The sequence below is a fragment of the Rhodoferax sp. GW821-FHT07G04 genome (genome assembly GCF_059418585.1).
Map to the genome: position 1 here is coordinate 164,241 of NZ_JBWKQD010000007.1, position 11,844 is coordinate 176,084.

Annotated in this window: 8 protein-coding genes; 5 read left to right on the plus strand and 3 right to left on the minus strand. The window is 63.2% G+C overall.

Going from position 1 to position 11,844, the window contains the following annotated elements; genetic code table 11:
• Positions 1 to 4 precede the first annotated feature (4 nt).
• From AC07OO_RS24900 to AC07OO_RS24910, 3 genes are read left to right on the plus strand one after another with little or no spacing between them, the layout of a single operon-like run.
• Entirely contained in the window at positions 5 to 1,462 is a 1,458-nt protein-coding gene (locus AC07OO_RS24900; RefSeq protein ID WP_495084860.1) for a DUF1501 domain-containing protein, read from the plus strand.
• Between the two features lie 33 nt (positions 1,463 to 1,495).
• Positions 1,496 to 2,206, plus strand: coding sequence for a glutathione S-transferase family protein (locus AC07OO_RS24905; protein WP_495084861.1), 711 nt, complete (start codon positions 1,496 to 1,498; stop codon positions 2,204 to 2,206).
• Between the two features lie 2 nt (positions 2,207 to 2,208).
• Positions 2,209 to 2,829: a glutathione S-transferase family protein gene (locus AC07OO_RS24910; RefSeq protein WP_495084862.1), complete on the plus strand. Its 621-nt coding sequence runs from the start codon at positions 2,209 to 2,211 to the stop codon at positions 2,827 to 2,829.
• A gap of 143 nt (positions 2,830 to 2,972) precedes the next feature.
• Here AC07OO_RS24910 and AC07OO_RS24915 read toward each other — a convergent pair whose 3' ends face one another.
• Together AC07OO_RS24915 and uvrA are read right to left on the minus strand one after the other, a co-directional pair.
• Positions 2,973 to 5,798, minus strand: coding sequence for an ATP-binding protein (locus AC07OO_RS24915; protein ID WP_495084863.1), 2,826 nt, complete (start codon positions 5,796 to 5,798; stop codon positions 2,973 to 2,975).
• A gap of 119 nt (positions 5,799 to 5,917) precedes the next feature.
• Complete coding sequence (gene uvrA / locus AC07OO_RS24920) at positions 5,918 to 8,968, minus strand: excinuclease ABC subunit UvrA (RefSeq protein ID WP_495084864.1); 3,051 nt, start codon at positions 8,966 to 8,968, stop codon at positions 5,918 to 5,920.
• 164 nt (positions 8,969 to 9,132) lie between these two features.
• Here uvrA and ssb point away from each other — a divergent pair, with 164 nt between their 5' ends.
• Positions 9,133 to 9,645, plus strand: a complete 513-nt coding sequence (ssb, locus tag AC07OO_RS24925) for a single-stranded DNA-binding protein (RefSeq protein WP_495084865.1) — start codon at positions 9,133 to 9,135, stop codon at positions 9,643 to 9,645.
• 167 nt (positions 9,646 to 9,812) lie between these two features.
• Positions 9,813 to 11,024, plus strand: coding sequence for a tetratricopeptide repeat protein (locus tag AC07OO_RS24930; protein WP_495084866.1), 1,212 nt, complete (start codon positions 9,813 to 9,815; stop codon positions 11,022 to 11,024).
• Between the two features lie 15 nt (positions 11,025 to 11,039).
• Here AC07OO_RS24930 and AC07OO_RS24935 read toward each other — a convergent pair whose 3' ends face one another.
• Positions 11,040 to 11,609 (minus strand): hypothetical protein, encoded by a 570-nt coding sequence (locus tag AC07OO_RS24935; protein ID WP_495084867.1) that lies wholly within the window; start codon positions 11,607 to 11,609, stop codon positions 11,040 to 11,042.
• Positions 11,610 to 11,844: the final 235 nt, after the last annotated feature.

Genomic DNA, 11,844 nt, shown 5'->3' on the forward strand with positions numbered 1-11,844 from the left:
TGCCATGCATTTGCTTGATCCCGACAAACACAGTCGCCGCGCCTTTTTGCGCCGCAGCGCCCAACTGGCCCTCACCGGTACTGCCCTGCCATTCGCGCTGAACCTGGCCGCCATGGGGGAGGCCGCGGCCTTTGATGCCTCCGACTACAAGGCCCTGGTCTGCGTGTTCTTCTACGGCGGCAACGATTACGCGAACACCGTCGTCACCTACGACGACGCCAGCTATAACCAGTACGCCACCATACGCGGCGGTGGTGCCGGTCAGACAGCGGGCGGTATTGCCTTGGCCAAGTCGACGCTGGGCGCAACCCTGCTCAACCCCTCCACACCACTGCCGGGTGGGCGCCAATATGCCTTGCACCCATCCATGACGGGTATGGCCAATCTCTTCAACACCGGTCGCGCTGCGGTACAGCTCAATGTCGGTCCGCTGGTCGTGCCGCTGACCAAGGCCCAATACCTCAGCTCGGACCGCACCAACTACCCGCTGCCGCCCAAGCTGTTTTCGCACAATGACCAGCAATCCATCTGGCAGTCGTCGTCGCCCGAAGGATCCACGATTGGCTGGGGCGGCAATATCGGCGACCTGGCCCTGGCCGGCAATGGCAACGCATTGTTCACCTGCATCAACGTGACCGGCAATGCGGTCTTCTTGTCGGGTGACAGTGCCCTGTCCTACCAGGTCAGCACCAACGGCGCTGTGCCCATCAACGGGGTCAAGAGCAATGTCTACGGATCCAGTGCGGTGAAGACGGCACTGGCGAGCCTGGTCCAACAGACGCGCACCCACACGCTGGAGAACGAATACAACCGGGTCACCACCCGCGCCATCGGTGCCGAAGCGCAAATCTCGTCCGGCCTGGCCGCATCGACGGTGTCCACGGCTTTCCCCACGGGTAATTCCTTGGCCGATCAGCTCAAACTGGTCGCGCGCCTGATCGGAGCCCGCAATGGTTTGGGCGCCAAGCGCCAGGTGTTCCTGGTGTCCATTGGCGGTTTTGATCTGCACGACAACCTGATCGCGCAACACCCGACCCTGCTGGGCAAGGTCAGTGATGCGATGAACGCCTTCTACAACGCGACGGTGGAGTTGGGCGTGGCCAACAAGGTGACGGCCTTTACCGCATCAGACTTTGGGCGCACGCTGACCTCCAACGGTGACGGCTCGGACCACGGCTGGGGCAGCCACCATTTTGTGGTCGGCGGGGCCGTGCGGGGCGCGGCCTTTTACGGCAGTGCGCCACCGGTCAGCGTGACCAATACAACGGCCGCGCAAGACCAGTGGCATGTGGGGCAGGGCCGCTTGTTGCCCACCACGTCGGTGGACCAATATGCCGCCACACTGGCCAGCTGGTTTGGCGTGGCCGATAGCGAGTTGGCGGGCATCTTGCCCAATCTGCGGCGCTTTGGCGCCGCGGCCGGCAGGCCGGACTATCCGTCGAATATGGGCTTTCTCGTCTAAGGCTTTCTGGGTAGCCCTCCATAATGGCTACCCATGATTGATCTCTACACCGCCGCCACGCCCAATGGCTACAAGGCATCCATCGCCTTGGAAGAGTTGGGCCTGCCCTACACGCTCAAGGTCCTGGACCTGTCCAAGGGCGAACAAAAGCAGCCCCAGTACCTGGCCATTTGCCCGAATGGCCGCATCCCCGCCATCGTGGATCGGGAGGCAGACGACTTTGCCGTCTTCGAATCTGGTGCCATCCTCATTTACTTGGCCGAAAAAACCGGGCGCCTGATGCCCAGTGACGTCAAGGGCCGCTCCCGCGTGCTGCAGTGGCTGATGTTCCAGATGGGCGGCGTAGGCCCCATGATGGGTCAGGCCAATGTCTTCCACCGCTACTTCCCCGAGAAGATCCAACCCGCCATAGACCGCTACCAGGGCGAATCCAAGCGCCTGTTCCGTGTGCTGGACGGCCACCTGAAAGACCACGAATACCTGGCGGGCGACTACTCCATTGCCGACATTGCCAACTGGGCCTGGGTGCGCACACACCGCTGGTCGGGCGTGGAGGTGGATGACTTGCCCCATCTGCAGCGCTGGCTGGCGGCCATACGGGCACGCCCTGCGGTGCAAAAGGGCATTGAGAGCCCGCCGGCCAAGATGGACCTGGCGCGTGACGGTGAGCAAAAAGCCAAAGAGTTTTCCGAGGCCGCGCGCAGCATGGTCGAGATGGGCCAGTCCCGTACGTCCGGCGTCTGAACATGAAGCTGTACTACTCTCCCGGTGCGCCCAGCCCGCGCCGTGTCTTGATGTTCATGGCAGAAAAGGCCATCACCGGCTTGGACCTGGTTACCGTGGACCTGAACGCGCAGGAGCACAAGGGTGCGGCCTTCCGTGCCAAGAGCCCGCTGGCCAAGGTGCCGGCCTTGGAACTGGATGACGGCCGTGTGCTGACCGAGACCCGCGCCATCTGCACCTACCTGGAGGGCCTGCACCCCGAGCCCAATCTGATGGGGGCCAACGCCGAGGAGCGCGCCTTCATCGAGATGGCTGACCGCCGCGCCGAACTGTATTTGCTGGCCGGCATTGCCAACGTCGTGCGCCATACGCACCCCGGCTTGGCTCCGCTGGAGCAGCCGCAGTTTCCGGAATTTGGTGTTTCGCAGGCGCAAAAAGTGCGGGAGATTGCGGTCTGGTTTGACAAGGTGCTGGAGCGCCAACCCTGGATGGCAGGCGAGCGTTTCACCATTGCCGACATCACGGCTTTTTGCGCCATCGAGTTTGCCCGGCTGATGAAGTTCCAACCTGGTCGCGAAGGCATGCCCGCGTTGCAAGCATGGCGCGACCGGGTTGCCGACCGCCCAAGCGCCGCAGCCAAATAAGACCACATAGGTGTCGAGCAGCAGAACTGGGGTGAGCGTCAAAGTGAGGTAAAGGAGGAGCCCGAAGGGCGGGGGACACGAACAGCGGCGCTTACCCCAGTTCTGTTGCGGGCGCAAAGCTAAAACGTGGCCCCGACCGGTGCTCAATCCAGTGCGAGGTGCTGGTTGTCTTCCGGGTGGTGCGGCGCTACCAGGGGCAAGCGCAAAATAAAACAAGTTCCTTGTCCCGGTGTGCTCTCCACTTCGAGCTCACCACCAAACAGCGAAGTGACGATGTTGTAGCTGATGGACATGCCCAGGCCGCTGCCGCCCTGGCCCAGCTTGGTCGTGAAGAAGGGATCAAAAATCCGCTTCAGGTTTTCGGCGGCAATACCCACGCCATCATCACTGAAGCGAACCTCTACCTGCACACCGCGCAGCACCTGGGCCTGCAATTGCATGCTGCCGCCCTTGCGGGCACCAAACGCATGGAGCACCGCGTTGTTGACCAGGTTGGTCAACACCTGGCCATAGGGGCCGGGGTAGCCATCGAGCACGATGCCGCTGGGGATGTCGATCTGTAGCCGGTGGCCGGCCACCTGGATGCTGCGCTGGAGTGTGGCCACCACCTCCTGGCTGGTGCGCAGCAGGTCAAAGGTGCGCCGCTGCTCGGTGGCACGGTCCACCGCCACCTGCTTGAAGCTTTGCACCAGCTCACCCGCCGAGCGCAGGCCGCGGGTCACCAATTCCAGGCCTTCGCGGCACGACGCGATGTAGTCCGACAAGATGCTGCGGCGCATGCTGCCGCTGGCGGCCGCGGCTTCCAATGCCTTGGTGTTTTCTTGTAGTGTGCTGGCGGTCAGCAGGCTGTTGCCAATGGGGGTGTTGAGTTCATGGGCCACACCGGCCACCAATGAGCCCAGTGCGGCCAACTTTTCGTGCACCACCAATTGGTCCTTGGCATCGCGCAGATGGGTGTAGGCCATGGCGTTATCCAGGCCAATGGCCGTGTAGGCGCACAGGGTGCGAAAGACCAGGCGCTCGTTCTCGGCGTAGGCATTGGGCCGTGTGGACTGTATCGTCATGACACCCATCACGCGGTCGGCAATCGTCAGCGGTGCGAACAGCGCGCTCAGCGTTACCAGCGTGCCGGGCACATAGTTGGGTAACTGCTCGGGGTTGGTGAAGTCGATCAGCAGCTCGCGGCGCTCGCGCACCGTGCGTGCGCAAAACGAGTTGGGGTCGTCCAGGCGCACATGGTCGGGTGGCAGGCGCTGCCCCTCTTCCACATCAAAGACCGAGGTCAGGGCTTGGCCGTCGGGGTCCATCAGGTAGATCGAGAAGCTGGACGCATCCAGCAGCCCGTGCATGTGGCGCTCGATGGCGCCAAATACGTGCTCCTTGTCCAGTTGCGAGGTGATCTCCTGCCCTATGGCGCCCAGCAGCTTCAGCGTGTCGCTGCTCTGCTGCAACAGCGCGGCGCGGCGGGTTTCGGCCTCGGCCTGGCGGCGGTGGAATTCGCTCTCGGCGCGGGCGCGCTCGGTGTCCATGCGCACCTGCATGGCCGTGGCCCGGTTCGAGGCCTCCTGGTTGAGCATGCGCTCGCGGGCCACGCCCGCCTGCACCGCATGCTGGTAGGCCTCTGCGTAACGGCCAGCATGGGCATACTCTTCGGCCACCGCCAGCAGCAGGGCGCTGGGTATCAGGTAGCCGTCAACCTTGCGCGCCGTGGTCAGGGCCTGCTCCAGGCACTCCATCGCGGTGGCACGCTGGCCCCGGAACGCATGGATGCGGGCCAGCAGCCGCTGCGCACTCACCTCCAGTATGGCCGCGCCCTGGTGCTGCGCCATGTGCAAGGCCTGTACCACAGCCGCCTCGGCCTCCGTGTCCTCACCCAGTTGCAACAGCGCATTGGCCACACCGGTCTGGGCTTCGATCACCTGGTCGGTCTGGCCCAGGTGCTGGGCCCGCTCGGCCTGTTGGCGGAACAGGGCCAATGCGCGGGGATAGTCGCCACGTTTCTGCGCCAGCTCGCCCAAGGAGGTCAGCACCGAGCCGAAGTTGCGCGAGTTGCGCAGCGGCGCGTAGATCTGCATGGCCTCGTCCAGCATGGACTGGGCCGCGTCCAGCCGCCCCATGGCGCCCATGATCTCGCCCATCTGGCGCAGGCAGGGGCCCAAGGCAACGGCCCAACCGGTGGTGCGTGCCAGGTCCAGGCCACGCTGCAGCCACTCCAGCGCCGCATCGTGGTCGTTCAGCGCCTCGTAGGTGCTGCCCGCATTGACGGCCACGACCACGGAGACCAGTAATTGGCCCGACTCGTCGGCGGCCTCGAACGCCTGGTCAAACTGCACCAGCGCGCGAGCGAAGTGGCCAGAGTTGTAGTCGCGGGTGGCGAAGTAGGAGTGGATGCTGGCTGCCGCGCTGGGGTGTATGCCCGACACATCATCGGCAAAGCGCTGACCCCAGACCCGGTCGCTCTCGCGCACGTCGCGCAGCACGGCATAGCGCGCCCGGTTGGCTTCGAAAAAATCCACGCGCTGCAGGTCGCCGCCCTGGCGGGCATGCTCCACGGCGGCGACCAGGCTGTTGTCGCGCTGGGGCAGGTCACCGGTGCCCGAATACACCGAGGCCAGAATGCCATAGGCATCGGCGCAACCAATGGGGTCCTGGCAAGCGGTGAACAGGGCCAGCGCGCCGCGCGCCGTATCGCTGGCGTGGTCAAAGTCGGAAAGCAGCCAGTGGGTTTCGGCATCCACCAGGTCCAGCCGGGCTTGCAGAGACTGCGCCGTGCGCGGGGCTAGCGCGGGGGCTTGGGTGGCCAACAGGGTTCGGGCCTTGATGGCCAGTGTGCAGGCCCGCACATTGTCCCGCTGGCGCAGGTACCAGGCCAGTGTGACCAGGGTTTGCAACGCGTCCTGCGGCGTGCGCGCGCCATCCAGTCCCCCTGCCAGGCGGTCGACTTCGACATTGCGCTCAAACAAAAGCATGTCAGGGGTGGCTATTGGGTTCCGTTGGGGGCTTATCGCACCATATTGGCTGACCGACGCCACACAATAGCACGGAAGCCCCGGCGGGCACACCCCCTGCGGGTGCTCCTGCTTTGGGCCTACAACAGCCGCTGCAGGTAGCGCCCGGTATGGCTGGCCGGGTTGGCCGCGATGTCTTCCGGTGTGCCCACGCCCAGCACTGTGCCGCCGCCGGAACCGCCCTCGGGGCCCATGTCGATCAGCCAATCGGCGGTCTTGATGACGTCCAGATTGTGCTCGATGACGACAATGGTGTTGCCGGCGTCGCGCAATTGGTGCAGTACCTTGAGCAGCAGGTCGATGTCAGCGAAGTGCAGGCCGGTCGTGGGCTCGTCCAGGATGTAGAGCGTGCGGCCGGTGTCGCGCTTGGACAGCTCCAGCGCCAGCTTGACGCGCTGCGCCTCGCCGCCCGACAGTGTGGTAGCGGCCTGGCCCAGTTTGATGTAGGACAGGCCCACATCCAGCAGCGTCTGCAGCTTGCGTGCGATGGTGGGAACAGCCTGCAAGAACTCATACGCGGCCTCGACCGTCAGGTCCAGGATCTGCGCAATGTTCTTGCCCTTGTACTGCACCTCCAGCGTCTCGCGGTTGTAGCGCATGCCGGCGCAGACGTCGCAAGGCACGTACACGTCGGGCAGGAAGTGCATCTCCACCTTGACCATGCCATCGCCCTGGCAGGCCTCGCAGCGGCCGCCGGCCACGTTGAAGCTGAAGCGTCCAGGTCCGTAGCCGCGTTCGCGCGCGGTCGGTACCTCGGCCATCAGCTCGCGTATCGGCGTGAACAGGCCGGTGTAGGTGGCGGGGTTGGAGCGCGGAGTGCGGCCAATCGGGGATTGGTCCACGTTGATGACCTTGTCGAAGTGCTCGATGCCTTCGATGGCCGTGTGCGGTGCCGGCTCGTCGTGGGCGCGGTAGATGGTGCGGGCCACGGCGGCGTACAGCGTGTCGTTGACGAGGGTGGACTTGCCTGATCCGGATACGCCTGTCACACAGGTAAACAAGCCCACGGGGAAGTCCACCGTGACGTCCTTCAGGTTGTGCCCCTTGGCACCGACCACGCGCAGCCGCTGCAGGTTGCCCTGCGTGGCCAGGTGCTGTGCTTCGCGCTCGGCGCGGCGCACGGCGGCCGGGCTGGGCACGTAGCGTTGTCCCTTGTCGGCCGGCTTGTAGGGTTGTGTTGCCACCGTAGGCAGCCATGGCGTGCGGCGTTTGGGTACTGCAATCTTGAGCGTCTGCGCCAGGTACTGGCCGGTCAGCGATTCGGTGTTGGACTGGATGGCGTCGAAGTTGCCCTGGGCGATGATGCGCCCCCCGTGCACGCCCGCGCCGAGGCCCATGTCGATGATGTGGTCGGCCGCGCGCATCATGTCCTCGTCGTGCTCCACAACCAAAACGCTGTTGCCGATGTCGCGCAGGTGTTTCAGTGTGTCGATGAGGCGGTCGTTGTCGCGCTGGTGCAGGCCGATGCTGGGTTCGTCCAGCACATACATCACACCCGTCAAGCCGGAGCCGATTTGCGATGCCAGTCGGATGCGCTGGCTCTCGCCACCACTCAGCGTCTCGGCGCTGCGGTCCAGGCTCAGGTAGTTCAGGCCCACGTCGTTCAGGAACTTCAACCGCAGGCCAATCTCGCGCACCACCTTGGCGGCGATATCGCCCTTGGCGCCGTGCATGGTCAGCGTCTGGAAATAGGCGTAGCTTTCGCGCAGCGTGGAGCGGCTGATCTCGTAGATCGCGCGGGCTTGGTCGCCTTCGCCAACCTTGACGTGGCGGGCCTCCAGCCGCAGGCGCGAGCCGGCGCAGGCCTGGCAATGTTGCGTGCTACGGTAGCGTGACAGGTCTTCGCGCACCAGGGCCGAATCCGTCTCACGGTAGCGTCGTGCCATGTTGGGGACGATGCCCTCAAAGGAGTGTTTCTTGGTCAGCTTCTTGCCCTGCGAGGCGCCCGAGTCCATCACGTAGCTGAACTTGATTTCTTCGTCGCCGGAACCATGCAGGATGGCTTTTTGCACCGCTTCTGGCAGGGATTCAAATGTCGCCTCGATGTCAAACTTGTAGTGCTTGGCCAGGCTCTCTAGCATCGAAAAGTAGTAGCCATTGCGCCGGTCCCAGCCCTTGATGGCGCCGCTGGCCAGGCTGAGGGACGGAAACGCGACGACACGCGCCGGGTCAAAAAACTCCTGCTGCCCCAGGCCATCGCAGCTGGGGCAGGCGCCTACCGGGGAGTTGAACGAGAACAGCCGCGGCTCCAGCTCTTGGATCGAGTAGCTGCAGATGGGGCAGGCGAACTTGGCGTTGAACAAATGCTCTTTCGGGCTGTAGCCCTCGCCATTACTGGGTAGGTCACTATCATTTTCGGAGCTATCCGGCGCATCCATCTCCAGCGCAATGGCGCGGCCATTGGCCAGGCGCAGTGCGGCCTCAAAGCTCTCCGCCAGACGCTGTTGCAACTCGGGGCGCACCTTGAGGCGGTCGATGACGACGTCGATGTCGTGCTTCTCGGTCTTCTTCAGCGCGGGCAGGTCGTCAAACTCATAGGTCTTGCCGTTGACGCGAAAGCGCACATAGCCCTGGGCCTGCATCTCGGCAAACACGTCCAGGAATTCGCCCTTCTTCTCGCGCGCTACCGGGGCCAGGATCATCAACCGTGTGTCCTCGGGCAGGGCCAGCACGGCGTCCACCATCTGGCTGACGGTCTGGCTTTGCAGCGGCAGGCCATGGTCCGGGCAATACGGCGTGCCGGCGCGGGCAAACAGCAGGCGCAGGTAGTCGTGGATCTCGGTCACCGTGCCGACGGTGGAGCGCGGGTTGTGGCTGGTGGCCTTTTGCTCGATGGAGATGGCGGGCGACAGGCCTTCGATGACGTCCACATCCGGCTTGTCCATCAGTTGCAGAAACTGGCGGGCGTAGGTAGACAGACTCTCCACATACCGGCGCTGGCCCTCGGCGTACAGCGTGTCAAAGGCCAGGCTGGACTTGCCGGAGCCGCTCAAACCGGTGATCACCACCAACTGGTTGCGGGGGATGTCCAGGTCGATGTTTTTCAGATTGTGGGTGCGCGCACCCCGGATGCTGATGGTTTGCTGCTGCAATGCCCGGGCAAGGTAGGTGCCGTCAGTAGGAGAGTTCAAGGTCGTGGCCCACGGAAAGGAGAGGGGGAGGGGATGAACGGCGTTTCAGGGAAACCCACCATGATAATGACTGTTGGCTGCCTGGGCCGCCTCCTTACCTGCCTACCCCCAAGCCAAGGCCGGATAAACTCCCCTCCTCAGGCCCCAACCCCATTAGGAACACCATGGCATCCGTAAACAAAGTCATTCTGGTCGGCAATTGCGGCCGCGACCCCGAAATCCGTTACCTGCCGTCCGGCCAGGCCGTGGCCAATGTCAGCGTGGCCACCAGCAGCCGCCGCAAGGACAAAAACACCGGTGAAAGCATCGAATCCACCGAGTGGCACCGCGTCACCTTCTACGACCGCCTGGCCGAAATCGCCGGCGAATATGTCAAAAAAGGTCGCCCCATCTATGTGGAAGGCCGCCTGAAGTACGGCAAGTACACCGACCAGTCTGGCGTCGAAAAGAACACCGTGGACATCATCGCCACCGAACTGCAACTGCTGGGCGGCCGCGAAGGCATGGGTGGCCCCGGTGGTGACGGCGGTGGTGACGAAGGTGGCGGCGCTCCCGCCCCCCGCCGCATGGCACCCCCACCCCAGCGCCCCGCAGCGGCAGCCCCCGCCGCCCGCCAGGCCCCGCCTCCGCGTCCGGCCAGTGGCTTTGATGACATGGATGACGATATTCCGTTCTGATCGACTTGATGGAACATGCAGCAAGGTTTTTGACCCCGGATTCATACCCAGTATGGGGTTGTTGCATGGGCATGAATGCAAAATAGGCCTGTAGCCCTCGTCGCTCATGCAAAGTTTGCTATAAATTTTGCAGCTTCATGCTACCCAACATACAAAACCGGAACCTTATGACGGACGCTGCCTCTCCCCTCGCTTCCGCCGCATCAGCGGCCCCCGGCGCCAACAATGGTGCCCGTGCCCGGCTGGATCAGTTGGAGGCCTATCTACAGTCCGACCCTGGCAATGAGGCATTGCTGGTCGATGCCTTGCATGCGGCATTGGCCTGCGCAGAGTGGGATCGCGCCGCTGGCCATTTGCGCAATGGCCAGGCCTTGCAAGGCCAATCCTTGGTGTGGGCCTTGCATGAGGCGGATTTTTGGCTGGCGCAAGGTCTTTGGTCGCAGGCACGCGCCCACCTGCAAACCCTGTCCGGTATGGGCGATACGCCCCCTGAGTTCCGCTTGGCCGTCGCGCACAACCTGGGTTTTATCGACTTTCAAGAGGCAAACTTTGCCGCCTGTGTTGCCCAACTACAGGGTTTCCTGGAAGTCGACGCACAGCCAGTCGCGGGCCCTGTCACGCAACAATTGTGGTTGCGTGCATTGCACAGAACGGGTGAGTTGGAGCGTGCCTGTCTTTGGGCTAAGCATGCTGAGTCCCAAGGGCACCTGAGCCCGCAGGCCGCCAGTATTGCCAGTCTGGCTGCGGTGGACGCCTCCGATGTTGTGAGCGCCCAGCGCTGGGCCAATATGGCACTGCAGCAACTGTCTGAGCAGGACCGCCCACTAGAGGCACTGGTCACCAAAGCATCATTGGCCTTGGCTGCCGCCAATGCCGCCGAAGGGCAAAAGTTTGCGCTGGCAGCCCTGCAGCTCAGCCCGGCTGACGGGCGTGCTTGGTCTGTGCAGGCGTTTGCCCAGCTATTGGCGGGACAGTTGCATCAGGCTCTGCAGAGCTTTGCCAAAGCCTTGGCAGCCATGCCGCAACACATTGGCACCTGGCATGGACAGGGATGGACCCAAATCCAGTTGGGGGACTTGAGCGGAGCGTTGGCGAGCTTTGAAGCCGCATTGGCCTTGGACCGGAATTTCGCCGAAAGCCATGGCGGATTGGCCGTGGTATTTGCCATGCAAAACCAAGCGGCGCAGGCCCAGGAGCATATAGAGCGCGCCGAGCGCCTGGACAAATCCAATCTCACAGGGCGCTATGCCCGCAGCATCTTGAGCGGTGAAGCCCAAGATGCGCAAGCCCTGCAGAAACTGGCGCGACGTCTGCTGGCTGACAGGCCGGCACCTTTGGGTGGCTCGATGGCCGACCTGGTCAAGCAGGCTAAACCGTAGGTAGCTGCCGCCTGCCTAGTGCGCGGGCCCCTTGTTCTGGTAATTGGAGAGCAGGAAGTGGAAGTCCTGCCCATTGGTGTGGGGCTCTGGGTCTGCTGGTGCGCGGACCTCGCCCTGCGGTATTGCTTTGATCTGGTGCAAGACTTTGCGAATGTCATCAGACATGGCAGCGTTGTCGACATTGCGCACCAAGCCCGCCTCAAAGTGCTGGCTGGCCTCGGCGAATTGGTCACGCGCCAGTGCTTCAAAGCCCCTCACAAAGTGCGGTAGCGGACTGCTGTCATCCAACTGCAGCAAAGGCTGCCAAGTCACCAGCGCCATGGCTGCTCGGGCCGAACTGAGCTGCAGCAGCCCCAGCTGGTACCTGGCGATCAGCAAACCCGGCTCCAACAGCAACGCATTGGCAAACCCAGCCTCCGCCTTGTCAATCTCCCCCAATTTGGCGTGCTCAGCACCCATCAACAGGTGGGGAACACCGGAGTGGGGTTGCTCAGACGCCGCTTGCGAGAACAACGTAAGAGCCGTAGCGCTATCGCCCTGGGCGCTGGCGGCAATGGCATCTTGCAGGATGGTAGAGGTCGACATGGTGTGTAAAGAGTAGTCCTGCAAGAGTCTAGCTTACGCAAGCTTTGCGCAAGTGAGCGGCGCGCACATTGCCAAAACCCGACTAATCCGAAGGGTTATCCGCTAAACAAATCCTGCAGGTGGGGGATATGCCCTGGATAGGCATGGAAAAGATGTTTCATGCGCACAACATTCAGGGCGGAAGCACATGGTAGCGATCGTAAGCGGCAATTCTTTGGGTTTGAACTTGACCTCG

What these genes read in the sequence shown, in the direction of transcription:
- AC07OO_RS24900 (WP_495084860.1), top strand. Translation starts at nt 5, where the DNA reads ATGCATTTGCTTGATCCCGACAAACACAGTCGCCGCGCCTTTTTGCGC.
- AC07OO_RS24905 (WP_495084861.1), top strand. Translation starts at nt 1,496, where the DNA reads ATGATTGATCTCTACACCGCCGCCACGCCCAATGGCTACAAGGCATCC.
- AC07OO_RS24910 (WP_495084862.1), top strand. Translation starts at nt 2,209, where the DNA reads ATGAAGCTGTACTACTCTCCCGGTGCGCCCAGCCCGCGCCGTGTCTTG.
- AC07OO_RS24915 (WP_495084863.1), bottom strand. Translation starts at nt 5,798, where the DNA reads ATGCTTTTGTTTGAGCGCAATGTCGAAGTCGACCGCCTGGCAGGGGGA.
- ssb (WP_495084865.1), top strand. Translation starts at nt 9,133, where the DNA reads ATGGCATCCGTAAACAAAGTCATTCTGGTCGGCAATTGCGGCCGCGAC.
- AC07OO_RS24930 (WP_495084866.1), top strand. Translation starts at nt 9,813, where the DNA reads ATGACGGACGCTGCCTCTCCCCTCGCTTCCGCCGCATCAGCGGCCCCC.
- AC07OO_RS24935 (WP_495084867.1), bottom strand. Translation starts at nt 11,609, where the DNA reads ATGTCGACCTCTACCATCCTGCAAGATGCCATTGCCGCCAGCGCCCAG.